16 protein-coding genes are annotated in these 25,902 nt (G+C 42.7%); 7 read left to right on the top strand and 9 right to left on the bottom strand.

Going from position 1 to position 25,902, the window contains the following annotated elements:
• The first annotated feature begins 60 nt into the window (after positions 1 to 60).
• Positions 61 to 483 carry a hypothetical protein gene (locus tag DUL71_RS29700; RefSeq protein ID WP_114941445.1) on the top strand — a complete coding sequence of 141 codons (423 nt, stop codon included), beginning with the start codon at positions 61 to 63 and terminating at the stop codon, positions 481 to 483.
• A 360-nt stretch (positions 484 to 843) separates the two neighbouring features.
• On the opposite strand, the gene DUL71_RS29705 is transcribed toward DUL71_RS29700, so the two are convergent.
• Complete coding sequence (locus DUL71_RS29705) at positions 844 to 1,371, bottom strand: GNAT family N-acetyltransferase (protein WP_114941446.1); 528 nt, start codon at positions 1,369 to 1,371, stop codon at positions 844 to 846.
• Positions 1,368 to 1,598 carry a hypothetical protein gene (locus DUL71_RS29710; protein ID WP_114941447.1) on the bottom strand — a complete coding sequence of 77 codons (231 nt, stop codon included), beginning with the start codon at positions 1,596 to 1,598 and terminating at the stop codon, positions 1,368 to 1,370. Before DUL71_RS29710 ends, DUL71_RS29705 begins: the two co-directional genes overlap by 4 nt.
• Before the next feature lie 452 nt (positions 1,599 to 2,050).
• Between DUL71_RS29710 and DUL71_RS29720 the strand changes: the two genes are divergently transcribed.
• Positions 2,051 to 2,824, top strand: coding sequence for a DNA-formamidopyrimidine glycosylase family protein (locus DUL71_RS29720; protein ID WP_114941449.1), 774 nt, complete (start codon positions 2,051 to 2,053; stop codon positions 2,822 to 2,824).
• A 551-nt stretch (positions 2,825 to 3,375) separates the two neighbouring features.
• On the opposite strand, the gene DUL71_RS29730 is transcribed toward DUL71_RS29720, so the two are convergent.
• The 7 genes from DUL71_RS29730 to DUL71_RS29760 form a co-directional block, all read right to left on the bottom strand.
• A complete protein-coding gene (locus DUL71_RS29730; RefSeq protein WP_114941451.1) occupies positions 3,376 to 4,389 on the bottom strand; it encodes a zinc-binding alcohol dehydrogenase family protein in 1,014 nt (337 codons plus the stop codon).
• A 12-nt stretch (positions 4,390 to 4,401) separates the two neighbouring features.
• On the bottom strand, positions 4,402 to 4,737 hold the full coding sequence (locus DUL71_RS29735) for an L-rhamnose mutarotase (RefSeq protein ID WP_114941452.1): 336 nt from the start codon (positions 4,735 to 4,737) through the stop codon (positions 4,402 to 4,404).
• A 16-nt stretch (positions 4,738 to 4,753) separates the two neighbouring features.
• Positions 4,754 to 5,770, bottom strand: a complete 1,017-nt coding sequence (locus DUL71_RS29740; RefSeq protein ID WP_114941453.1) for an aldo/keto reductase — start codon at positions 5,768 to 5,770, stop codon at positions 4,754 to 4,756.
• 17 nt (positions 5,771 to 5,787) lie between these two features.
• Positions 5,788 to 7,056, bottom strand: coding sequence for an L-fucose:H+ symporter permease (gene fucP, locus DUL71_RS29745; RefSeq protein ID WP_114941490.1), 1,269 nt, complete (start codon positions 7,054 to 7,056; stop codon positions 5,788 to 5,790).
• A 50-nt stretch (positions 7,057 to 7,106) separates the two neighbouring features.
• A complete protein-coding gene (locus DUL71_RS32470; protein WP_208645690.1) occupies positions 7,107 to 9,059 on the bottom strand; it encodes a glycoside hydrolase family 97 protein in 1,953 nt (650 codons plus the stop codon).
• Between the two features lie 8 nt (positions 9,060 to 9,067).
• Entirely contained in the window at positions 9,068 to 10,714 is a 1,647-nt protein-coding gene (locus DUL71_RS29755) for an alpha-L-fucosidase (protein WP_114941454.1), read from the bottom strand.
• A 468-nt stretch (positions 10,715 to 11,182) separates the two neighbouring features.
• Positions 11,183 to 12,070 carry a helix-turn-helix domain-containing protein gene (locus DUL71_RS29760; RefSeq protein ID WP_114941455.1) on the bottom strand — a complete coding sequence of 296 codons (888 nt, stop codon included), beginning with the start codon at positions 12,068 to 12,070 and terminating at the stop codon, positions 11,183 to 11,185.
• A gap of 268 nt (positions 12,071 to 12,338) precedes the next feature.
• Between DUL71_RS29760 and DUL71_RS29765 the strand changes: the two genes are divergently transcribed.
• From DUL71_RS29765 to DUL71_RS29785, 5 genes are all read left to right on the top strand, one after another.
• On the top strand, positions 12,339 to 16,490 hold the full coding sequence (locus DUL71_RS29765) for a hybrid sensor histidine kinase/response regulator transcription factor (RefSeq protein WP_114941456.1): 4,152 nt from the start codon (positions 12,339 to 12,341) through the stop codon (positions 16,488 to 16,490).
• Positions 16,491 to 16,944: 454 nt separating this feature from the next.
• Positions 16,945 to 18,147, top strand: coding sequence for a glycoside hydrolase family 5 protein (locus tag DUL71_RS29770; RefSeq protein WP_208645691.1), 1,203 nt, complete (start codon positions 16,945 to 16,947; stop codon positions 18,145 to 18,147).
• Positions 18,148 to 18,246: 99 nt separating this feature from the next.
• Positions 18,247 to 21,120, top strand: a complete 2,874-nt coding sequence (galA, locus tag DUL71_RS29775; protein ID WP_114941457.1) for a beta-galactosidase GalA — start codon at positions 18,247 to 18,249, stop codon at positions 21,118 to 21,120.
• 32 nt (positions 21,121 to 21,152) lie between these two features.
• Positions 21,153 to 23,309, top strand: coding sequence for a glycoside hydrolase family 3 C-terminal domain-containing protein (locus tag DUL71_RS29780; RefSeq protein WP_114941493.1), 2,157 nt, complete (start codon positions 21,153 to 21,155; stop codon positions 23,307 to 23,309).
• Positions 23,310 to 23,331: 22 nt separating this feature from the next.
• Complete coding sequence (locus tag DUL71_RS29785; protein ID WP_114941494.1) at positions 23,332 to 25,737, top strand: glycoside hydrolase family 2 TIM barrel-domain containing protein; 2,406 nt, start codon at positions 23,332 to 23,334, stop codon at positions 25,735 to 25,737.
• Positions 25,738 to 25,902 lie beyond the last annotated feature (165 nt).

Raw genomic sequence — 25,902 nt, forward strand, 5'->3', positions numbered from 1 at the left:
CAATTGAGCCGAACATTGAAAGTATCAATTTAAACCTGCCGAAAATCTTTATTTTTGAACATGATCGTAGAGGAACTCATTTATTTTGAAAAGCAACAGCTGAAGCCTGCTGATCCTTTGGAGGTTCAGTTATCGAAGGTTCAGACATTTTTTTCCGGCTCTCCTCCTGTAAGTCTTGAAAAACTAGAGTTTTTTGTCGTTTTGCTCAAGGAACGTCAGGCTGAAGATCGACCCTATGAAGGATTTAATTTCTATAAGCTTATTTCAGTTTTTCTCGTGGTCAGTTTGATTATCTCGGCTTTAGGGTTCAGGGGGCTATCTCCCTTCCAGGAAATAAGGACGGAACTCCTGTTGGGTTCAATGGCATTGGCTGTTTTATGGATGTTCCCGTTGGTGCAACTTGTTCGTTCCAAGAGAAACCTAAATTATCAGCTTCTTATCCGTGTATTGGAATGCTATATTGCGAAAATGTCAGTTGGCTAATTCCGCCTCGGGTAATACTCATTCAACCTAAGCGCCTGGACGTGCCTGAATGATGCCTGTACGGGCAAGGATATCTATATTCCGGACTGTTTGTTAACTTACTTTACTGTATAAGGCATATTTAACAATCACTTTTGAATCAAATTTTTTTAGAAAGATATATTAAATTCCCACTGGCGTATTAGGCAGGAATCATTCAGCAGCCCGATCTCAATAAGCTATTCCGTGATTTTTTAGAAACCTATCGTTTTGACGAATCAATTGTATTCTTTCAAGGATATCATGCATGGGATACCACCTTTTACGGATCTGAAACCGGTGTTATGGCAACTCTGAGATTGGTCCTTCGTGAGCTACTATTCAGTAATAATAAAGATCCTGGGTCTGGTCAAAAATCCCCGCTAACCTGAAGCCGGAACGCTTTAATACTTTTGCAGCCGGAATATTGCGGCGGTTGACGACTGCTGCTAATTGTCCGATCCCTTCTCCTTCCAAATGTTTAACTACTGTCGACAGCAAGCGCGTCATTAAAGCTTTACCCCTTACGTTCCCTTTCAAATAAAATTCGATAAAAAACGGATAGTGCGCCAGCTGGTAATGCTCTTTAGCCACCGCCGGCGGGATAAGATCCAGAACACCTAATAATGCACCGTTCGACTTTGAACGGATCAAATGAACCTGATTGCGACCGGAATAGAAATTCAATATGGCGGTACTCAGCCAGATCCTGGCCTCACCCAACGATGTGAGTTTTTTGCTGGGTAAGTATTGTAACGTATGCTCATCAGATAATAACTGGTAGATTTCCGAAGCCAGTTGTTCATGTTGAAAGACATCATTTGCGGTTAAAGGTGCGATACAGTGTGCCTCGTTTTCGATAACCGTCATATGCGGAAACGTAAGGCTATGTTTTTAGCTATTGCGTTAACGAGGTCTGATGTTATGCCTTCCATAGGCTTTTCCATCACCCAAAACTTACCTTCTTTAATGATCGTCACCGACTGGCCGTCCAGTGACAGATCGATGATCTGTGTCTCACGCGTAATAGCTTCTTTATTCAAAATCCTGAAACTATGATCTTGATTCTCAAAATTTATTCTTAGTAATTGTCCCATACCCAGCGGCTGAAATTAATTTATTTTTTCTTTTCGGGCAAATTGGCCATTTTATCAACACATGCAGCAATGTGAAAGTGCATGGCGTGAAGCAATATGGAAGTTATCCGTCTTTTGGGGTTCTTCCAGTGCCTGGATACCTGAGATATCAGACAAATTATTTAGTGTATGATGATGCTTTTTTGATAGGACTCAATACCTTTGATTTATGCACTTTGGTAGAAACGAAATGGATATAACAAATTTTGATCATCACTTGCCAGCGGACAGCGTGAGAACTTTACGGGTGTTCGAAAACGCGCAACCTGTGGGTGATTTTGAAGCCTTTGTGGGCGCGCCCATACAAGTGACGCGACCTGGATACAGGAATCGGGTATCATATTATCAGATTCGATCATTGAAGAAATTGGCCTGCGGGTCGAAAGTGAATATCAATAATAATAATTAAAGCCATGCCGGAAATCCCTGATTTAAATGTATTCAGCAGCAACCTTGCCCGAAGACTCGTTGGAAAGACCCTGGCGTCAATCCATATCCCGATAACCCGCCAGCTCAAAGTCTCCGAAAACGTCATTCAGGAGGCGCTGGAAGACCAGTCTTTAACGGGCATTAACAGGATAGGCAAGGAACTACACTTTTTATTTGGAAACGGGCATGTATTAAGCATCCATCTGATGCTGCACGGCACCATGTACTGGTATGAAAATGAAAATACCAACCGGTTCACGATCGCGGAACTGCTGTTTGCCGATGGTACCGGGCTGGCGGTCACGGACTGGCAAAAGGCGGTGATCCTGACGCTCGATCCTAAACCCAACGGAGCCCCCGATGCCATGGACCTGCCCGCCGGTTATTTGAAGGCGGCACTCTTCAAATTGTCCAGGCCCATCAAAACGGTGTTAACCGATGGGAAAACTGTCCAGGGTATCGGCAATGCGTATGTGGATGAAATCCTTTACGCGGCAAAAATATCCCCTTTTTCCAAGGCCAACAAAATACCTGAAGCTCATATTGAGGTCTTAACCCAGGCCATTAACAATGTTTTAACTGATGCGGAAAACCATATCCGCGGAAATTTTCCGGATACCATCACTGAAAAGGAACGTGATTTTCTGCAGGTGCACCGGCCGAAGCAAAGCTTGACGCTTAATGGTGAAGTAATACTCAAATCTGAATTGGATAAACGCAAAACGTATTATACGGAAAGTCAGCAGTTGTTTGAATAAGTTTTTCAAAAGCGAAAATCACAAGAGGTTGCTCAAACGTGCTGATGCCAAGCACTTGTCTAAAATTATTCCGATTTGATTCAGATTCGGCGTACAATTTTAGACAATCCTCATACGTAACACCACTCGCAGAAGTTAGTTTCGGCATCAACAAAATCGCAATCTACTGATACTAATCTTCTGGTGTCCATTGGCACCTCAATGCCCGATACCAAAACAACAGATTCTTCAACTTTTTGTCAGCATTTATATGTAGTTTAACAACAAGTTGATTAACTTCTCGTCAGCATTTACATGTGATTTGACAACAGGTTGATTAACTTTTCGTTGTTGTAACAATCGGCGAAACAATCAACTACATCTTTCAAAGTATAATTAGTTCTTGAAGACTTTGCGAGGTGTCTTTCCACCCCCGCGTTCAAATTAACAAGTGTCTGCTTATTCACTCCAAGAATAATTGACGCTGCGAGCGCCATCTTGCTGTTTACAATAGGAAGTGCATTTGATAAATTCTTAAAGTTAAAGTTTGTGGGCTTGAATGTTTATCTTATTTAAACCTCTGCCATCGCTTTAATCACCCCATTCGCTGGGTCAAGCCAGCTTTCAAAGTTATCCTTCACTTTATTAAACGCTACCCGATGTGTAATATAATTTGCCGGTTGCACTAACCCTTTTTTTATTGAGGTGATCACATGCTCAAAGTCTTCCCTGGTTGCATTGCGGCTGCTCATGAGCGTAGCTTCACGTTTATGAAATTCAGGATGGCTTACTCTGATCTCCCCCTTTTGTAGACCGACCAATACATATCTGGCACCGTGAGCCATGTAGCTAAACCCATTATTAATTGCATTTAAGCTGCCGGTTGCATCTATTATTACAGCAGGCATATCGCCGTTTGTTATTTTTGACAATCGCGTTATTACGTTCTCGTCCAATACATTGATCGTGTGATCTACCTTTAATTTGTCGCTGCAAAATTTAAGCCGCCCGGCATTTAGATCCATTGCAATTACCCTGCCGCCGGCAATGCGGGCAAATTCCATGATCCCCAGGCCTATTGGCCCTGCCCCGATAACCAGCACGCATTCCCCTGGTTTAACATCCGCCCGTCTTACACCATGTGCACCAATAGCAAGTGGCTCTACTAAAGCCAGTTCATCATAGCTTAAACCTTCGCCATGTACAAGTGAGTAAGTTGGCACATTCAGGTATTCGGCCATTCCGCCGTCAATATGTACGCCGCATACATTGATCTTTACACAGCAATTGGGTTTGCCCGATCTGCAAGCTATACAAGAGCCGCAGTTGAAGTAGGGGATAAATGTAACAACATCTCCTTTTTGAAAACCTGCTGCGCCGCCTGTATCAACCAATTCGCCAGAAAGCTCATGGCCCAAAACGCGCGGGTAGCTAAAATATGGTTGTGTCCCATCAAAAGCATGCAGATCGGTGCCGCAAATTCCTATTCTCCTGATTCTGATCTGTGCATAGCCTTCTTGAATTTCGGGTTTTTCCTGTTCTTTAAAAGCCAGCCGCCCTGGCTCCTCGCAAACTATTACCTGCATATACTCTCGGTTTTAAAGCTTAAAAATCTGTTTCATAAGTACCCATTTCTCCCCGTCCTTTGCCCAGGGGAGGGGCTGTTGAAATAGCCACATCAACTGTTCCCATTCCTGTACTTTAGGGTTAAGCGCATCCATTGCTTCTTTTCTTTTTGCCTGGTAGTCATCGCTAGTTTCCATGATCATAAACAATCTGTTTCCGGTACGATAGATCTGCATATCGAGTATATCTACGTCCACGATGCTTTTGCGTATCTCCGGCCAGCTATTTTCTGCCTTATGCCAGTGTTCATATTCTGCTATCAATTGCGGATCATCCTTTAAATCAAGGGCCAAACAGTATCTTTTCATCGTGATATTTTATTTTTTACAGGTAGGTGGAGGCGTATGACACATCGATTAAACCAGTTGCCTTCATTTCTTTCCAAAATTGCGCAGGGATCGTTAAATAGGCTAAAGCAACATTTTGGGACACCCGCTCCGCATTGGTGGTATTTATGGCAATGCTTTTAACACCGGGCGCTTTTAGTCCAAAGGCAACACAGGCGTCGGCGGGTTTTATGTTATAATCTGCACATAAGCCATAGAACAACTCCCTCCAGCGGTACAAATGGCTGTCTTTTACCGGATCGGTTAACCGGTAATTGTAATAAGCAGATCCTGTTAAAAAGCCCCCGTTAAAAACAGCGGAATTAATGATCTGAGTTCCTTGTTTTTCAAGGTCCTGCATAAATTCAATTAATTCCCGGGGGTGGCTGTGCACTGTCATACTATTGGCTATCATCACCCAATCGAGCTTTACATCATCGGTTATTTTCCTGATGATCCGCCAGTCCTTAGAACCTACGCCGATGCCCTTTACTTTACCATCCCGTTTCAACTCGTTTAGCGCACGGTAAGCTTCCAATATATCATGGTAACGTTGCGCTTGTTCCTGCTCATCTTTTGCCGCATTAAAATATTCATCCGGGTCATGTACAGACACCAGTTCTGCATGGTAATTGCCCAACAATTTGTTTCCCTGTTCATAGCACTCCAGGATGCCTTCATAACTAATTCGTTGAACGGCATCGTATTTCAGGTCACGCCAAACCCCAGGTTCAAAAGTAGGCTCCGGACTTGTTAATGCAGTACGCAGCCAGCCTAATTTATTGCTAATGAGTACATCTGAAGGGTTTGCCTTCAATTGTGCCAGTGCACTTCCCAGCGATTCGAGCGCAAGTCCCGCGCCGTATTTGCCAGCGGAATCAAATACGGCCGGTTTAGGGGAATATCTGATGCTTTCGGCAACAATTGACCGTTTAACTTCATCAGAAAGTGCTACGTATAAATTTCCTAATCCGCTGGTTCCAAAAATTATTTTAGGTAAATTAATTTCTTGCATATCGAAAATGGATATTATTAAAGGATAGCTGAAACAGGTATATTTTCTTGTTTCACTTTTATCTGATGGCCTTTTAATCCAAAAAATGCTACCACCGCAAAGCATACCAATGGTACCACATAGCCATATTGAATATTACCGGTTACGTCGCTGATGTAACCAAACACCCTTGGCAAAACAGCACCGCCGACGATGGACATAATGATCAGGCTGCTGCCAAATTCCGTATCGGCTTTCAAGTCCTTTATGCCCAGCGCAAAAATTGTTGGAAACATGATCGACATAAAGAAACATATAGCCATAACCGTATAGACGGTGATCATACCATGACTTAAGATAGCTATCGCGCAAAGCAAGATATTAATAGCTCCATAGGCAGCGAGTAAGCTCGCCGAGCTAAAATACCTCATCAGGAAAGTACCGATAAACCTGCCGATAAGGAATGCAAAGCCACATACTCCCAAATAATCTGCCGCTTTTACTTCTGTAATACCTGCCGATTTTGTTGCATAAAGAATAAATAAACTAAACACGCAAACCTGCGCACCTACGTAAAAGAACTGTGCGGCTACACCCCAGGCCAAATGACGGTGCTTGAGGGCGTGTAAGATATTTTTACTGGCCGCATGTCCTTCATGTTGTTGGATTCGGGGGAGATGGGTAAATGCAAAGATTAAGGCGATAAGTACCAGTACACTACCTAATATAAAATAAGGCATTTTTACGGAAGAAGCCTCTGCGGCCAGCGCCAGTTTTCGGCCTTCTTCTGTCATAACTCCTAATTGTGCAGCGGTATATCCTTTAGTGAGGATGATACGTGCGCCAATAATGGGGGCGAGGGTGGCAGCCAGCCCGTTAAATGACTGGGCAAAGTTAAGCCTTTGTATAGAAGTTGCCGGATCGCCCAATGAAGAAGCATAGGGATTGGCGGCGGTTTCTAAAATGGTTAACCCGCAGGCAATGATAAATAAGGCTACCAGGAAAAACGTGTACTGTTGGGTATTAGCCGCCGGTATAAATAAATATGAGCCAAATGCAAAAACAAGCAGACCGGTTATGATACCTGCTTTATAGCCATATTTTTTCATGATGAAGCCTGCCGGCAAAGCCATCAAAAAATAGGCAATAAATACAGCCGAATCCACCAGTGTGGCTTGGACGGTTGTGAGCGTAAACGACTTTTTTAAGTGCGGTATCAATATAGGGTCGAGGTTATGGGCGAAACCCCATAAAAAGAATAAACTGGTTATTAGTATAAATGGAAAGAGTGTTTTATTCTTCGTCATGATCGGATCATTATGTTTTATGTTTCTGTTGCCGGGTAAAAGGGCCATTCTTATTTGTAGGCTGTGATTTTGGCTACCCATCCGCCCGAGGTATCCAAATGGATATTCATAACTGCACTTGCTGATACTTTGCCTTCAGTCCGGGTTAAGTTTTGAGGTGAGGACAACACATCCGCCCATGACGATAAGGTATATTTACCCGCCGGTAAAAAATCCATTTTTAATTGAATCGTCCTTTCCGAACCGTTGGTCATTGCGCCTACGTACCAGTCTTTTCCGCTTCTTTTGGCGATGATGACATATTCGCCCGGGTAACCGCCAAGTACTTTCGTATCGTCCCAAACGGTAGGCATATTGTTTAGGAAATCGGCCCCTGGCTTACCCAAAATGTAGTCGGGTGCATCGCAGTAAACCGTAAAGGGACTTTCGTAAATCACAAATTTTGCCAGTTCGGCGCAACGGCTGTTCATTACCTGGGTGGGGCTGCCTTTCCTGAACTCTTCTTTTTTTACATTTAAAAAACCGCCGGGAGTATAATCCATTGGCCCTGCCAGCATACGGGTGAATGGGAGTGTAGTATTATGTCCTGCTGTTATTCTGGTCGAAAACTTGGAATATTCCTCTCCTAAAACTCCTTCGCGGGTTAACATGTTCGGATAGGTACGCTCAATACCATCGGGTTTATAAGCACCGTGAAAATCAACCATCAGGTGATACTGGGCGGCAGTTCTAATGATGCGGCGGTACCAGTTTACCATTTGCTGGTCGTCCCGGTCCATAAAATCAATCTTAACCCCGGCAATGCCCCATTGTTCGTAAATTGGAAAAGCTTTTTCAAAATTATCATTCCGGTTAACATCCGAACTATACAACCACAGCCAGCATTTAACCTTTTTTGCTTGGGCATAAGCTAAAATTTCGGGCATGTTCAATTGCGGGGCAGGTTTGGTAATATTAGCTTCTGGCTTGTTAAATGGGCCATACCATTGCCAGTCGATAAGCATGTAAGGCCAATGCTGTGCCGATGCCAGATCGATATACTTTTTGATGGTTGGCATATCCATCTTGACCTCGCCGCTCCACCAGTTATCCCAGGCGCTCATACCAGGCTTGATCCAGTTTGCATCCTTCAAGATGCAGGGAGGGTTCAGGTTCTGGATCAGTTCCGATTCGATTAATTTACCCGGCGAAGCTGCCAGCATGACCACACGCCAGGGGGTAAGCAGGTTGTTAGCGAAACGCGCCTTAACCCCGTTCTCACTTTCGCCTGGCAGAGGGGATAATTTCGTAACCAGTTCAACTTTGTCAGTTGCGTTCGTATCTGTTTTTAGCGAACCAATATAAAACCCGGGATAGTTATCGATATTAGCCTCTGTAATTGCCGTATAATGGCTTTGATCTAATTCTACCAGCAGGGGTAAGCCCGCTATTGTTTTTTCTGTGATATGGTTTAGGTTTTTGGGTTGAAATTCAGTCTCCTGAGATGAGGTATAACTGCCGTAGTCTGCCACCCAACTCTTTGCCTTTGCCGGTAAATTAAAACTGGTCAGTTCCCTTATAATCTGCCGGTCGCCGATGTTGTCGGCTCCGAATAACTGGTAACGAAAGGCAATCCCGTCATCATAAGCCCTGAACCAGATCTTTATCCGGCGCATAGGACCCGATTTTTCCATCAGTGACAGTTCCAGTTCATTGTAATGGTCGGTGATGGTACTATGTTTTGCTTTTACTACCGGTGCCCATGTTTGGTTAACGGAATGTTCAACATGACCGGTTACGGTCATGCTGGCACCCATAGCAGGTTCGTTTTTAAACTCAAAGCCCAGTGAAGAAGGATGGATGATAGTTAAACCATTGCTGGTTACAGTATATTGCAGACTATTGGTATTGTTTACCTCGATAATGTTTTTTTTATCGGGCGATACCAGCTTAAAAGTTTGGGCTAAAGAAGGAACTGCCAACGAAACAGCAGTAATCAAGACGTAAAAAGTTTTCAGGTTCATGATATTGATTAAATAGCCCCTTCTATTTTTAATACAAATGCATCGTTGCAAGGAGCATTTTCAGGCATCTTTACCTTAAGCCCTGCTTCCGTCTGTTCAAAGCTCAGCTTATCGTTTCCAAGCAGGCTTACGCTGCTTATAATACCTGCTTCATTGCCTTTTGCTAATTTTTTAATAATTGCTTCATTACCGGCAGGCCAACCCAGCATAGTAGCGTAAAGGGTTTTACCTTTTGTGGTAAACCGGATATCTTCGGCACCGAATGGCTTGCCTTTACCTTCATTAAAACCCTGTGCATTGATAGGTGCCGCCGAATCTGTTGCCGGCCCTTCTCCAAATACCTTCCATGGCCGGGTGCCGTAAATTGCCCCGCTGTTAACCTGCATCCAGGCTCCTATACCGTCAACTACGGTACGTTCCTCACTATCAAGAGTGCCATCGCCACGTAACGGTATGTTTAAGAGCAGATTGCCGTTTTTGCTTACAATGTCAACCAGGGTGTGAACCACGGTTTTGGCGCTTTTATAATGTTTATTATCAAATATGCGGCGATCATAGTGCCAGGCACCAATACAAGTATCCGTTTGCCATGGCAAGGGCTCTATCTGGTTGCTCTGTCCGCGCTCTATATCCCATATCATACATTTACGCTGTTGCTCATTCAGTACCTTGGCAAACAATGCAGCCTGCAGTTTACCATGTTTTTTAATACTGGTATTGTACATATGCGCTGCAATTTTTAAGCCTGCATCGCTTACCGGCCAAAGAGGTAATGCGGTATCGTCAAAATAGATTAATTCGGGCCCATATTTATCAATTAGCTCGATGGTACGGTTCAGGAACTTATCGCAATAAGCTTTATTAGGCACGCTTGCGCCGTTGCCCCAATCCCAATGAGCCCCCATGCTGTCGTCATTAAGACTATCCTTGCTTAAGGTGTGGTTTTGTGCATACAATTCCTGCGGGTCATAACCGTTCCACCATTTGCCTGCGCCATCAGCTTTAGTGAGTTTACCGTCGTAAGGGATACCTGCATATGGTCCGCTTTTATCTGCACGCTGTGCAACCTCATACCATGTCCATGGATGGGAAGCGTGCACTGTTACACCAAAAGGCAGGCCGTGTTCTTTAGCTGCTTTGGCCCAGCCGCCAATCAGGTCTTTTTTGGGGCCAAGTTTGGTAGAGTTCCAGCTTTGGTATTTGCTGTCGTAAAGGTCAAAGTTATCATGGTGATTGGCCAGTGCCATAAAATATTTAGCACCTGCTTTTTTGTAAAGGCCTACCAGTTCATCGGGGTTCCAGTTCTCGGCCTTCCATTCGTTAATAACATCTTTAAAGCCAAATTTTGAAGGGTGTCCATATTTTTGAACATGGTATTTATATTGATCACTACCTTCCTGGTACATGCCGCGGGCATACCAGTCGCCGCGTTCGGGCTGGCATTGAGGTCCCCAGTGCGCCCAGATACCAAACTTCGCGTCGCGAAACCAATCGGGTACCTGGTATTGCGCTAATGAATCCCATGCGGGTTTAAAAGGGCCGGGGGCGAGACTGGCATTTAAATTTGGGTGCAGCAAACTACTGCCAAAGGCCCTTGACAGATACAAGGATGAGAATCCTGCAGCTAAGCCTTTTATTAAAGTTCTTCTTTTCATAATTAAGTTTAACGATTAAAGAAAACAGCTATGCCGATAAGCTATATGGATGAATAGCCGGGCTTTAAATAAATATCTACAAGTGGCTATCTATAATTGGTTAATCTGCAATTCGCATTATCGGATCAATAATTGATAATCATACAAATTTCTTTGAATTAACAGCTAAATAATTGGCCTAATGGGACTTTTTTTTGTATAAAACCGACTTTTTGGGCGGGAGAAAATGCGAATTATTGAAAAGAATTGAGGTTGCTAAATCGAAGTGTATATTGGGAGGACTGACTGTAACTTGTTTATTTAGTGGTTGTTGTATGTGGAGTAAAGCTAATATGTTGTACGAGCTATTACACATTGATTATTTAAGGCCCGGTATCTATAAATGCATTGGCAATGGTTATTTCAGACCAAGCTTTTTTAATGACAGCCCTATTTTTCTCGGCTATCATGATATCTGTAGCTCGTTGATCAATGATCAAAACCAACCAGGTACATCTGCTTTCTATATTCACTGGGCGACATGCCGGTGAGCTTTTTGAATGTTTTGGAGAAATAAGAAAGGTTATCAAATCCGGTTTGAGTACAGATTTCTGAATAGGACATGCGGCTTGTCGCCATCAGGTACTGTGCACGCTCAACGCGTTTTTCATTGATATAATTTAATGGCCTGCTTCCGGTATATTGTTTAAATTGCCTTGAAAAATAATCAACATTTTGATTGGCCCGGGATGCAAGCAGCTGAACCGAAAGTTCCAAATGTAAATTAACAAGGATATAATTTAATGTTTCTGCAATTTTTACCGGGATAAGTTTATGTTCCGGGCTTTTGAACAATTGAGGAGTCAGGAATTTGGCAGTTAGCATCATCAGGATACCCTGGGTTTCCAGGTATGTTGATGTGTTTTGTTGATTGTTAAGTTCCTGGTATTCCTTATAATAAATATCTTTTTCATACACCTGAGGGTTATCGGACCGGTTGATTCCCCGCCCCGGGTTAATTTGAAGTAATCGGTTGAAAAGGTTAACATCCATTTCGGTGGCCTTTGTTTTCAATACAGCCCTGTTATTGGCAAACAGTGAGCTTCCGTCTATCGAATCTTCAAAAAACTGAACGAAAAACTGACCGAGATAATCACCACAACCCAAGTTGCATAGCGTGAAACTTGGAATGATGTATAAATAGCCCGGTTCAAGTTTTAATGAATTGGCGGCATCTGATAGTTCACCTTCTCCGTCATCTATGTAATAAATACGGTAGTATGGACTTATAACATTCCTATAATTCCATTTACAGTTAAGCCTCACATAGTCAACGTTAAGCAGCGAGAAAGTATGTTTTAAATTTCTTTTGATCATCTGGACCACAAATATGCAAATGCTTTGATATACCTAAATGCATATCAATATCTAAAATATAGTAAAGTCGGATTTTTACAATAAAAAGTCCATTTTAATTAAGTTTTTAGATGGAGGCTTACTGTAGGTTTGAATCAACCAATATAAAGAAGCATATCTCAAAACTTTGAATTAGTACAGGTCATTAATGAGCTTTGCCTTGCATATTAAAATTTGACCTTTGCCAAACTCTGTTTTTATTGCTTATTTTTAAGAATACCCCTAAGCTATGAGATACAAATTATCACTAATGCTTATACTACTGTTGATGCTTAATGTTGCTTTTGCTCAAAATGGCAAATACCAGTTTTCGCAGCTAAACAGAAGCAATGGCTTGTCTCACAACCAGGTTAACTGCATTTTTAAAGATTCTGAAGGTTTTATGTGGTTTGGTACGGCATCGGGCCTTAACCGTTATGATGGTTATAGTTTTAAAGTTTTTAAACACGATGCTCATAACAATAAGTCGCTTAATGACGATTTTGTAAGTAATATTTTTGAAGGTCCGGGCAAAAAATTATGGGTGTCAACGCGCGGCGGATATTGCTTTTATAATCCGGAAACGGAACAGTTTGATAGTGATATGGCTTTAGTTACCAGCTCATTAAAAATTCCGGCATATCCTAATGTATCAAAAATAGTACGTGGTGGCAAAGGTGAATTTTGGTTTTTGTGCCCTGATTCGGGGCTTTACAGGTATAATGAAATTAGCAAAACAACCCGTCGCTATTGTAGCGACCGGTCAGGCGCATCATTATATTCAAATTCACTTTCGGATATAACACAGGATGCAACCGGTTATATTTGGCTGACTTATCGTAACGGCATGGTTGAAAAGCTTGATACCAGGCAGAATAAAATTACCTATCGTACAGAGATTTTTAGCAAAGCTGTTAGTGCCAGAGAGGCATATTATGCTATCACTGTCGACAAGGATAACGATTTATGGTTTTACGCACCTAATTTTTACGCCAACGCTTATTACTACAGCCCCTCAAACGGGACGTTAAAACTTGTAGGTAAAGCGTCGGCCGGATCCAAATTAAAATCTAATATCATCAGTAACATTATCGAGGCCGACGACGGCTTGATATGGATAGCGACCGACCACGGCGGCATAACCTTGTTTGATAAAAAAACATCCAAATTCACCTATTTATTGAACCGGGAAGATGATGCCAAATCATTAAGCCAGAACAGCGTTATCAACCTTTATAAAGACGATGCGGGAATTATGTGGGCAGGCACATTTAAAGAAGGAATAAGTTATTATCATAAAAATATTATCCGTTTTCCATTATACCGGCATTTCGCTTCAGACCATAGAAGTTTGGGCTTCGAAGATGCCAACAAGTTTGTTGAAGATAAAAACGGTAATATCTGGATTGGCACAAACGGAGGGGGCCTGATCTGCTTTAACCGTGAAACCGGCAGTTTCGAACAATATAAGTACGAAACAGGCAATTTAAACAGCCTAAGCAACGACATTATTGTTAGTTTATGTATCGATCATGATCAGAAACTATGGATAGGCACTTATTTTGGCGGCCTGGACTGCTTTGACGGAAAAACATTTACCCATTATAAACATGGTGATAAGGTAGACGGGAGTCTTGCTGATAATCGGGTGATGAGCATTTTTGAAGACTCTTCGCATAGATTATGGATAGGGACGTTTGCGGCGGGGCTGCAGATATTTGACAGGGAAAAAAAGAAGTTTTCCCCTCCCTTTAAACAAACAGATATCAGGTGTCTTTACGTTGCTGCGCTGTTTGAAGACCGCAAAGGCAATATCTGGACAGGAGGATACTTTGGCATCGATGTAATCTTAAAAAGTACGGGGCGGTTTTTGCATTACAGCATAAACAAAAATGATCCTAACAGTTTAATCGCTAACACCATCAACTGTATTAACCAGGACAGGCGTGGCCTCATCTGGATAGCAACACGCTACGGGTTAAGCATACTTAATCCCGAAACCAATAAATTTACGTCCCTCACAAAACAAAACGGGCTGCCTGAAAATGCCATACTGGATATACAGGAAGATAACAGAGGAAGGATGTGGTTAAGCACTGCCAACGGTTTAAGCAGGATAACACTTATCCCGCAAAAGGATGCTTACGTTTTCAGGTTTGAAAATTTTGATGAAACTGATGGTTTGCAGGGCCGGGAATTCAATGAGCAGTCGGGACTGAAAACCCGAAAGGGTGAACTCATTTTTGGGGGAGGGCATGGTTTCAATATTTTCGACCCGTTAGCTATCCATGCCAATATCAATAAGCCTAAACTGATTTTTACTGATTTTTTGCTGTATAATAAAAGTATCAAAGCTAATGAAGAGATTAATGGGCATGTTGTATTATCAAAAGCTATTTCGGCAACAAGCCAAGTGACACTGACACATAGTGAGAACGTATTTACGATTGAGTTTGCAGCACTTAATTTCTTTAATCCCAACAAGGTTAAACATCAGTATATTTTGGAAGGCTTTGATAAGGACTGGATTGATGCGGATAATGCTACACGAAGAGCTACCTATACCAACCTGGATGGCGGGGATTATACCTTTAAAGTACGTGCAATTAGCCAGGAGGGAAGGTGGGATCCAGATTATTTAACATTGAAGATTAAGGTATTGCCGCCATTCTGGAAATCGACAATAGCCTATCTTGTTTATATATTGTTTTTATTTGGAATCCTATTTTTTATGCGCCGGCGCGGAATTCAAAAAATAAGAAGGCAATTTGAAATCGAAAAGGAGAAACGCGAGGCTAAATTGTTGATTGAAAATGAGCGCCAGGAGGCCCGGCGTATGCATGAACTTGATATGATGAAAATTAAGTTCTTTACCAATGTAAGCCATGAGTTCAGGACCCCCTTATCGTTGATTATGGCACCCGTTGAAAAGATATTAAAGCAAACTGAGGCTGAAGAGCAGAGGAACCAGTTGCAAATGATCAACCGCAATGCCAAACGTTTACTCAATATGGTAAACCAGTTGCTCGATTTCAGGAAAATGGAGGTGCAGGAACTTAGGCTGCATGCCCGGAGCGGGGACATTATAAGTTTTATTAACGAAATGGTTTATTCGTTCTCAGATGTGGCCGAGAAAAAAAACATCAGGCTGGTATTCGATTCGGAAATTCAAAACCTGATCATCAATTTTGATCATGATAAAATTGAACGCATTATCTTCAATCTGCTTTCTAATGCATTTAAATTTACACCCGATGGCGGACATATAAGTGTTTTACTGGCAATACTTGAAAAGGCACCGGAAAGGCGGCAACTCGAAATAAAGGTTATTGACACAGGGATTGGAATTCCTTTAGATAAACAGGGCCGGATTTTTGAACGCTTCTTCCAAAACGATGTGCCCGGATCTATGGTTAACCAGGGTAGTGGAATAGGGCTGGCAATAACTAAAGAATTTGTAAAGCTGCATAATGGCGAGCTATCCGTGCAAAGCCAGCCCGGGCAAGGCAGCTACTTTACAATCCTCCTACCAGTTGATTTAGCAACGGAGGAAGAAGGATCTTTGCGTGATCCTGATTTAAGCAAAGCGTCAATCGCTGAAATCTCCGACGGGGTGCGGACAGCAGGCAGCAATACAATTAAAAAATTGTCTGTTTTATTGGTTGAAGACAACGAGGATTTTCGTTTTTATTTGAAAGACAATTTAAATGATACTTTTACCATTATCGAAGCTGCTAATGGAAAGGAAGGCTGGCAGAAAACCCTGGCCCTTCATCCTAACCTTGTGGTAAGCGATATCAGCATGCCCGAGATGAATGGTATCGATTTGTGCCGTAAAATACGTAACGATAAACGGACATCGCATATACCCGTTGTGCTGCTCACCGCAGCTACAGATGAAGAGCTGCAATTGCAGGGTCTCGAAACCGGCGCAAATGATTACCTGACAAAGCCCTTCAATTTCGAGATACTCACTTCTAAATTAAAAAACATACTGGCCATGCAGCAAGACATGCGTAAGGCCTACCAAAAGCAGCTTGATGTTAAACCAACAGAAGTGGAAACCGAATCACTTGATGAGGCGTTTATTAAAAAGGCGGTGCAACTGATCGAAAAAAACATTGATAATGCCGAGTTCTCCGTTGAGGAATTGAGCAGCGAATTATGTGTAAGCCGTGTTACTTTATACAAAAGATCGCTTACTTTAACAGGGAAATCTCCCGTCGATCTGATTCGTACCATCCGCCTGAAACGTGCTGCACAACTGCTGGAGAATTCACAATTAACCATATCACAGATCTCTTACAAAGTAGGCTTTAAAAGCCAAAAGTATTTTGTAAGATGCTTTAAGGCCGAATTTGATTGCCTTCCGTCTGCGTATGCCAGTAACAAAAACAAATAGCTTTTATAAACCTGCGGTCAGTTTACCGTAGGGTAACCCTTGTGAATTTGTCGCTTACGGCCTCAACTAAATTCTCTCTAAAAGGACTTTAAGAAAAAAGTACTCCCTCTCCTTTAGCACCGAGGTTTCAGTCTGCACGCGAAGTCGCGTAACTGTTTTTAAAACGTTTTACCGGGCATTTACCGTAGGCTTAACTTCTGCTTTTAACTCTTTTTGTTAAAATTTCGATAACATCTGTTTAAATTCTGACTGTTTTAAGGCTGGAGATTTAGTTTAAAGTATTGTAGATAAGCGTGGTATGACGACTTAACATTTGTGTCCCTATTTGTGAACAATAGATTGTACCGTAGCTTTTAGTTTAGCAGTATAAACCAATGCCGATTTTATTACTAAACGTAATTAAAAGTGGGCTTTGGTTATAGCCAATTTTTAAACAAAACCTGCTTAATTAACTATGATGTTAAAACGTATACTATGGTTTACTTCTGCTATACTTTCGATCGCTTTACCGTTCAAAGCTGCTTCTTGTGATATTCCCCCGGCAATAAAGGATACAACCGTTGTCAGAACAATTTATCCATCATATAATATATCGCCGAAAGCTCCCGATAGGACGCGAATGAGTAATACTGCAGAGCAACTGGCGGCACATATCAAATTGGGCTGGAACATTGGTAACACGATGGAAGCACCCGGCAGCGAAACCGGCTGGGGTAACCCGTTAATCACCGAGGATTATATCAAATTGGTTAAGCGAAGCGGTTTTAATGCTATTCGCATCCCCTGTGCCTGGAACCAATATTCAGATAACAAAAGTGCCAAAATACAGGATGCGTGGTTAAACCGTGTAAAACAGGTAGTACAATATTGTATAAAAAACGATATGTATGTGTTGCTGAATATTCACTGGGATGGCGGTTGGCTTGAAAATAATTGTACAACGGCTAAAAAAGATTCGGTTAATGCCAGGCAAAAGGCTTTTTGGGAACAAATAGCTACAACAATGCGTGATTTTGATGAACATTTGATGTTTGCCAGCGCTAATGAACCCAGCACCAATGATGCTGCCCAAATGGCTGTATTATTTTCATATCATCAAACCTTTGTTAATGCTGTGAGATCAACAGGCGGGCGAAATACTTACAGAATATTAATTGTCCAGGGGCCTGGTACTGATATCACCAAAACAAACAGACTGATGGGCACCCTGCCAAAGGACGAGGTAGCAAACCGGTTAATGGTGGAAGTACATTATTACTCTCCTTTTAACTTTTGCCTTATGGAAAAGGATCAGTCTTGGGGCCGCATGTTTTATTATTGGGGAAGCGGTCATCATTCATTATCAGATCCCTCACGAAACCCGACATATGGAGAAGAATCTGAAGTTAAGAGCGCATTTCAGCTTATGAAAGCCAAATTTGTTGATAAGGGCATTCCTGTTATTATGGGAGAATATGGAGCCTACAGACGAGCAACCCCAAAAGATTTAGCTGTTCACAATGATGCAATAGATTACTGGATAAAATTTACAACCCGGCAGGCTATTGCAAACGGACTTAAGCCATTTTTCTGGGATATAGGTGTTGCTATAGACAGGCGAAATAATAAAATACTTGATCAGCGTACTATTAATGCCCTTGTAGCCGGTGCCAATTGAGAACTTATTCAAGGGTAATAAACCTACTGCTTATTACTTGTTTGCGCTTTTACCATTGATGTTCATATTGATAACCTTATCCAAATCCATACTTACAAAATGAAATCCCACCGTTTATTGTGTTTTTTAATTTTAGCTTTCGTTGTTACAGAGAAAACTGCTGCCCAATCTCCCGAAACATCAGCTGCCAAACGACAGCATCTATCTATGGATAATGACTGGAGGTTCGCTTTAGGCCATGCTTATGATCCCTCAAAAGATTTTTACAATGGCACGGGCGGCTTCTCTTACTTGGCTAAAACGGGGAACGGGGATGGTGCCGCATCTGCAGAGTTTGATGACAGGGGCTGGCGTAAAATTAATCTTCCGCATGACTGGGCCGTTGAACAGCCTTTTAGCCCTAAAGGCAGTTTCAGTCACGGATCGAAAGCAATCGGTCGCAACTTTCCTGAAGCCAGTGTGGGCTGGTACCGCAAAAGTTTTGTTGTTCCGGCTAATGATCTTGGTAAACGGGTATCCATTGCATTTGATGGCGTTTTTCGAAACAGCATAGTTTGGGTAAACGGCCATTATCTGGGCACCGAACCCAGCGGATATAACAGGTTTGAATATAATATTTCTGAATACTTAAACTATGGTGGCAATAATCTCATTGCTGTACGGGCCGATGTAACCTTGGAAGAAGGCTGGTTTTATGAAGGTGCAGGTATCTATCGCCATGTTTGGCTTAACAAAACAGACCAACTGCATATCGTTTCTGACGGAACGTTTGTTACAACCCAGTTAAAAAACAACATGGTGGATGTTACTGCAACATCCGCCATCATCAACGACGATAAAGAATCAAGGAGTTTTAATGTAACCCAAACCATTATCGATGATAACGGAAAAGTCCTCGCATCAAAAACAACTACCGGGCTTACTTTGCAGCCTTTTGCATCGCAGGATATCAACAATATTTTACCCGTTGATAACCCCAGGCTCTGGAGTATAGAAACTCCAAACCTGTACAAGCTGGTGACTACTGTTGAAGAAGGCGGAGCAGCTACAGATAGCTATACAACAACCTTTGGGATCCGTACCATCAGGTTTGACGCCAATGAGGGCTTTTTTCTGAATGGAAAGCATGTTAAAATTAAAGGTACCAATAATCACCAGGATCATGCCGGTGTAGGTGCCGCTATCCCTGATGCTTTACAGGAATTCAGAATCCGTGCTTTAAAAGAAATGGGCTGTAATGCCTATCGCTGTTCGCATAATCCGCCAACACCCGAACTGCTGGACGCGTGTGACAAGTTGGGGATGCTGGTTATTGACGAAAATCGCCTGATGGGTGTGGCATCAACTCAACTAAATGACCTGAAGAGGATGATCCGGCGCGACCGTAACCACCCCAGCATTATCAGCTGGTCGATAGGTAACGAGGAGTGGGGTATTGAAGGCAATATTACCGGGGCGCGAATAGCTGCCACGATGCAGGCTTTTGTCAAATCGGTTGATTCAACGCGTTACATCACCGCAGCCATAAGCGGAGGGATTGGCTCCGGAATATCAACCGTGATAGACGTGCTGGGGTATAATTATGTTGCCACTAAAAATACCGACGAACAACATAAAAAGTACCCTAACCAATTTAGCTGGGGTACCGAAGAAGGATCAACGGTTGCTTCGAGGGGAATTTATGAGGATGATATGGACAAGCATCAGCTTGTAGCGTATGACAGAAAGCAAAATGATTTTTTCTACAGCCTGGAACAGGGCTGGAAATACTACGCGGCGCGCCCATACCTGGCAGGAATGTTCATTTGGACAGGTTTTGATTACAGGGGCGAACCCACACCTTTCGGATGGCCTTCTGTCGGGTCATATTTTGGGATGCTTGATGCCTGCGGTTTCCCCAAAGACGATTACTATTATTTAAAGTCATGGTGGACTGATCAAACCGTTGTGCACCTGTTGCCACATTGGAACTGGCGCGGTAAAGAAGGCCGGGAAATACGGGTGTGTGCTTATAGTAATTGCGACGAGGTTGAGCTTTTTCTGAATAAAAAGAGCCATGGTAAAAAAACTATGGATTTAAACGGGCACCTGGAATGGCAGGTGAAATATGAGCCGGGAACACTTGAAGCGATAGGTTATAAAAAAGGCGTAAAAGCAGGCAGTGACGTTGTTAAAACTACCCAAGAACCGGTCAGCATTAATTTACAGGCTAACAGGGATGTCATTAAAGCCGATAGCAAGGATATAGCTTTAATAACGGTAAAAACAACTGATAAAAATAAGCTGAAGGTGCCAACGGCCGACAATGAGATAGGCTTTTCAATTGAAGGCCCCGGTAAAATTATAGGTGTTGGTAACGGAGACCCTACCTCGCTGGAGCCTGATCAATATTTAGAACGGATCAACCTTGTTCATATAGGCGATTTTAAAGAGAAGTTCGTAGATGATTTAAATGTAAAAGCAGAGGTTGCAGCCGATTATGATGACAGCAACTGGCAAAATGCTTTTAAAGACACCCGGGACGACGAATTTGGCCGAAAGGTGAAAGCGATAGTATACAGGGCAGGTTTCACTATGCCCGCCGATGGTGCTACCGCTACTGCTACATTTTTTAATAAAAATATAGGCAAGGTACAAAGCATCTATATCAACGGAAAAGAAATAGGCCATGAAATCAAAGAGAATGCAGGAAAGACGGAATTTAAACTTGAAGCTGCATTACTGCACCCTGGTAATAACATCGTCGCTATTGTGGCCACACCGTTGCTTAAAGCTAATATCTGGGCAGGCGTTAATACTGATCCAGGTCTGATCCAGCTGGTTTATCCTGCAGCTCTCTATAAACGAAAGCTGTTTAGCGGGTACGCGCAGGTGATTGTCCAGTCGACCGGGCAACCAGGCACTATAGTTTTACAAGCTACCTCGCCGGAGTTGAAGCAGTCGGTTATTGAAATTACAGCGGCTGATAAGTAATGTTAAACAAGCGATTCAAAGAACTAATATTTATGAAATATATAATTACTTGCGTTATTGCATTTTTTTTATTCGGCAGTGTATCGGCGCAAAACCAAAACGAGGCCGACCTTAAATTGAAGATCAACAGCATCATCAAAAAGATGACACTTGAAGAAAAAATAGCAATGTTGCACGGCAATGCGCTGTTTTCTTCGGCAGGCGTGCCCCGCTTAAGTATCCCTGAATTGACATGTGATGACGGGCCATTGGGTGTTCGTGAAGAAATAAAACGTTTTGACTGGGCTTCGGCCAACTGGACAACTGACTCCGCTACTTTTTTGCCCAATGGTTCGGCAATAGCGGCTACCTGGAATCCCTTAATGGCTAATAAGTATGGGGTGGTGATCGGGGAGGAAGCGAATGCCCGTAAAAAGATTATAATGCTTGCACCAGCCTTTAACATTTGCAGAATGCCTCTTTGCGGCCGCACCTACGAGTATTACGCTGAAGATCCTTATCTAAACAGTCAATTGGCTATTCAATCCGTAAAAGGGATCCAAAGCCAGCATGTGGCAGCCTGTATAAAACATTTTGCCGCAAATAACCAGGAGCTTAACCGTGATAATGTAAATACCTTAGTGGATGAAAGGGCTTTACGCGAAATTTATTTCCCGGCATTTAAAGCAGCGATACAGCAGGGGAATGCTTACACGGTTATGTCGGCCTACAATAAGTTGAACGGTTACTGGTGTTCAGAAAATGATTTTTTATTAAACAAGGTGTTAAAAAATGAATGGGGCTTTAAAGGTGTGGTCATGTCTGACTGGGCCGGGACGCATCATACGGTTGCTGCCGCAAACAATGGCCTTGATATTGAAATGGGATCAAGCGGATCCTATGATCAGTGGTATTTTGCCAAACCCTTGTTGGCAGCAGTTAAAGCAGGCCAGGTTTCTGGAAAAATCATTGACGATAAAGTAAGCCGGATTTTATGGCTCATGTATCATACCTCCATGAGTGCCAATCATCCTAAAGGATCTATAGCCACGCCTGAACATGCCAAAGCCGCGTATGAAATTGCATCAGAATCTATCGTTCTGCTAAAAAACGACAACCATTTATTGCCTTTAAAAACAATCGCAATCAAAAGCATTGCTGTTATAGGCGATAATGCCATACGTACATTTGCTTTGGGTGGCTATGGCGCCGGAGTGAAAGCCAAATATGAGATTACCGCGTTAGCCGGCATAAGATCAAGGTTCGGCAAAACAGCCAGTATCAGTTTTGCGCAGGGTTACAAGGCCAATTACCTGGCAAATAAAACTGAGGAACAAAACCGTGGCTACGACAAACCTGATCAGAACCTGATTGATGAGGCCGTAGCGCTTGCGAAAACCAGCGATGTTGCCATTTTGTGTGTGGGCTCAAACCGTGAATATGAGAGCGAAGGCCATGACCGCAAAAGCCTGGAGCTTCCTTTTGGCGAACAGGCCCTCGTTAATGCGGTGAGCGCCGTTAACCCTAACACTATTATTGTTATTATGGCCGGCGCGCCGTATGATCTGGGTGAAATAAAAAAATCAAATCACACCATTGTTTGGTCATGGTTTAACGGATCGGAAGCGGGTAATGCGCTGGCCGATGTTTTAAAGGGAGTTATCAATCCTTCGGGAAAACTGCCGTTTACCTTCCCGGTTTCGTTACATGATTCACCTGCATTTAATCTGGATACCTATCCCGGTAAGGGCCTTACGGCTGATTATAAAGAAGGTATATTGGTTGGATATCGCTGGTATGATACCAAGAAAATTGAACCACAATTCCCTTTTGGATATGGTCTTTCCTATACCGATTTTTCTATCAGTAAACTTTCCACAGATAAATCAAGCTATAAAAAGGATGAAACAATTCATGCGAAGTTTTCGATCAAGAATACAGGTAACAAATCAGGGGCTGAAGTTGTACAATTGTATGTAAATGACCCGGTTTGTTCGGTTTTGCGTCCTGAAAAAGAGCTTAAAGCTTTTGAAAAGATATTTTTAAAACCCGGTGAATCAAAGACGGTAGAAATGCAGGTGAAAGTTGCCAGCCTGGCATTTTATGATGAATCAAAAAAGGGATGGAATGCGGAAGCCGGCGACTATAATCTTGAGTTAGGTAATTCATCCCGCAATATTATTCAAACAACAAAAATTGCAGTTAAATAACCTTGTTAAACATTTCATTATTATGAAAGCAATAATCATAGTCATCCTGTTCTTGACCGGCGGTATGGTAAGTTTCGCGCAACCACCGAATGGTATTCAACGAAAACAATTGTTTGATTACGATTGGAAATTTAAGCTCGATGATTCACTGGCTAAATTGAAAAACTTTAGCGATACAGGCTGGCGTAGCCTCGATTTGCCGCATGACTGGAGCATCGAAGGAAAGGTAAACCCTAAAAATCCAACAGGTGGTGCAGGTGGTTATTTTCCGGCGGGCATTGGCTGGTATAGAAAAACGTTTAAGGCCATGCCTGCATGGAAAGGAACAAGTGTTTCCATTTATTTCGAAGGTGTATACATGAATTCCGAGGTGTTTATCAATGGGAAGTTACTCGGGATCCGCCCTTATGGTTATTCTTCATTTAGTTATGATCTGTCTCCTTACCTGGATTTTAGCAAAGAAAACGTGATAGCTGTTCGTGTAGATAATTCACAACAAATAAACAGCAGGTGGTACAGTGGCTCGGGGATTTACCGCCATGTTTGGATGAATATTGCCAATCCTTTACATGTAGCCGATTGGGGAGTTGCGGTTACAACGCCTCAGGTATCTTCAAAACAGGCCTCTGTACAGGTTAAGGCTACGATAAAAAACGAAACGGCCTTTTCACAAAGTATTGCCGTAAATACCCGGCTGCTGTCCGGGCGTTTTAAAGATGCGGGGAATAACATGATGAGGTTAACATTACCGGCTCATAGCGAAAAGGAAATAACACAAACTATAAAAGTATCAAATCCCCTGTTGTGGACACCGGAAACCCCCAATTTATACCAGGTCCGGATCCGGGTGTTAAAAGGCAATGATCTCGCAGATGAAACAAAAACTTCGTTCGGCATTCGTTCCTTAAAGTTTACAGCCGGGCATGGCTTCGAGCTCAATGGTAAAACTGTCAAGATAAGCGGTGGATGTGCACATCACGATAATGGCTGCCTCGGCGCTGCAGCTTTTGACAGGGCTGAGGAGCGTAAGGTGGAGTTGTTAAAAGCTGCCGGGTTTAACGCCGTAAGAACATCTCATAATCCCCCTTCCGAAGCTTTTTTAGACGCTTGTGACAGGCTGGGTTTATTAGTTATTGATGAGGCCTTTGATGGCTGGAGAATCGGTAAAAACAAGCACGATTATTCGGTGTATTTTGATAAGTGGTCGAAGCTTGATCTGGAAACAATGGTGCTGCGCGACCGGAATCATCCGTCAATTTTTATGTGGAGTATAGGTAATGAGGTGGTTGAGCGAAATAAGCCAGAGGCTGTTGTGACTGCCAAAATGCTTGCAGCTACTGTTAAAAGTATCGATACCACAAGGCCTGTAACATCGGCCATTGTAAAATGGGGCAATGACTGGGAATCACTGGATCCGCTTATGGCAGTTCATGATGTTTGCGGCTATAATTATCAGCTGCAAGGCGCCCCTGCCGATCATAAAAGGGTTCCTTCCCGTGTTATTTTTCAGACAGAGTCATACCCGCGCGATGCTTTTGCTAATTGGAAGCTGGTACAAAACAACAATTATATTATTGGTGATTTTGTATGGACAGCGATAGATTATTTAGGCGAATCGGGGATTGGCCGTTGGTATTATTCGGGCGAGGTGCCCGGAGAACATTGGGAAAACGATTTTTTTCCCTGGCATGGTGCTTATTGCGGAGATATAGATTTAACCGGATGGAGAAAGCCCATATCGCATTACAGGAGCCTGCTGTACAATAATAAAGAGAAGTTATATATGGCTGTACGCGAACCAAAGCCGGAGCCATTGGAAATCAAAGAAACCTGGTGGTCGGTATGGCCTACCTGGGAAAGCTGGACATGGCCGGGCTTTGAGGGAAAGAATATTGACGTAGAGGTATATTCAAAATATCCCAAAGTAAGGCTTTACTTCAATGATAAACTTCTTGGCGAAAAGTCAACAACAGAAGATCAGGAATATAAAGCTACTTTCTCAGTGCCATATACACCAGGGACCCTCAAAGCCGTGGGCGTTGAAAATGATAAAGAAATGGAATCAACTACGCTGCAAACTTCAGGCTCCGCTGCTAAGATCAGGCTCGGTGCCGACCGTAAGGAGCTATTGCCGAATGGACAGGACCTATCCTATGTTTCAATTGAAATCACTGATAAGGATGGTATACTACAACCAAACGCATCAGATCGACTTCAATTTAAACTTGAAGGGCCTGGTGTAATAGCCGGGGTAGACAATGCAGACGTCAAAGATACTGATCCCTATACAGGCAATTCGCGCAAAGCCTGGCATGGCCGGGCCATAGTGGTAATCAGGAGCACTCATAATGCCGGCGATATTAAGCTTACCGTTAGTTCGGCGGGGTTATCTGCAACAACTATAACTGTTAAAGCGCTCACACATTGATAGATTGAAATGTGCAGTGGATATGAGAATTATGATGAAATTGATATGAATGCTTTTCAATTTGTGTTATACTGGGTTCAGCTTAAGTTGGGCTTTAACGTATCGAAAGAGTTATAGCGCAATTATTAACAATAAGCATAAACTTTTCACTTGCGCCTTATGAGC

This window comes from Mucilaginibacter endophyticus, from assembly GCF_003351025.1.
Lineage (GTDB): Bacteria > Bacteroidota > Bacteroidia > Sphingobacteriales > Sphingobacteriaceae > Mucilaginibacter > Mucilaginibacter endophyticus.

What these genes read in the sequence shown, in the direction of transcription:
- DUL71_RS29700 (WP_114941445.1), top strand. Translation starts at nt 61, where the DNA reads ATGATCGTAGAGGAACTCATTTATTTTGAAAAGCAACAGCTGAAGCCT.
- DUL71_RS29705 (WP_114941446.1), bottom strand. Translation starts at nt 1,371, where the DNA reads ATGACGGTTATCGAAAACGAGGCACACTGTATCGCACCTTTAACCGCA.
- DUL71_RS29710 (WP_114941447.1), bottom strand. Translation starts at nt 1,598, where the DNA reads ATGGGACAATTACTAAGAATAAATTTTGAGAATCAAGATCATAGTTTC.
- DUL71_RS29720 (WP_114941449.1), top strand. Translation starts at nt 2,051, where the DNA reads ATGCCGGAAATCCCTGATTTAAATGTATTCAGCAGCAACCTTGCCCGA.
- DUL71_RS29730 (WP_114941451.1), bottom strand. Translation starts at nt 4,389, where the DNA reads ATGCAGGTAATAGTTTGCGAGGAGCCAGGGCGGCTGGCTTTTAAAGAA.
- DUL71_RS29735 (WP_114941452.1), bottom strand. Translation starts at nt 4,737, where the DNA reads ATGAAAAGATACTGTTTGGCCCTTGATTTAAAGGATGATCCGCAATTG.
- DUL71_RS29740 (WP_114941453.1), bottom strand. Translation starts at nt 5,770, where the DNA reads ATGCAAGAAATTAATTTACCTAAAATAATTTTTGGAACCAGCGGATTA.
- fucP (WP_114941490.1), bottom strand. Translation starts at nt 7,056, where the DNA reads ATGACGAAGAATAAAACACTCTTTCCATTTATACTAATAACCAGTTTA.
- DUL71_RS32470 (WP_208645690.1), bottom strand. Translation starts at nt 9,059, where the DNA reads ATGAACCTGAAAACTTTTTACGTCTTGATTACTGCTGTTTCGTTGGCA.
- DUL71_RS29755 (WP_114941454.1), bottom strand. Translation starts at nt 10,714, where the DNA reads ATGAAAAGAAGAACTTTAATAAAAGGCTTAGCTGCAGGATTCTCATCC.
- DUL71_RS29760 (WP_114941455.1), bottom strand. Translation starts at nt 12,070, where the DNA reads ATGATCAAAAGAAATTTAAAACATACTTTCTCGCTGCTTAACGTTGAC.
- DUL71_RS29765 (WP_114941456.1), top strand. Translation starts at nt 12,339, where the DNA reads ATGAGATACAAATTATCACTAATGCTTATACTACTGTTGATGCTTAAT.
- DUL71_RS29770 (WP_208645691.1), top strand. Translation starts at nt 16,945, where the DNA reads ATGATGTTAAAACGTATACTATGGTTTACTTCTGCTATACTTTCGATC.
- galA (WP_114941457.1), top strand. Translation starts at nt 18,247, where the DNA reads ATGAAATCCCACCGTTTATTGTGTTTTTTAATTTTAGCTTTCGTTGTT.
- DUL71_RS29780 (WP_114941493.1), top strand. Translation starts at nt 21,153, where the DNA reads ATGAAATATATAATTACTTGCGTTATTGCATTTTTTTTATTCGGCAGT.
- DUL71_RS29785 (WP_114941494.1), top strand. Translation starts at nt 23,332, where the DNA reads ATGAAAGCAATAATCATAGTCATCCTGTTCTTGACCGGCGGTATGGTA.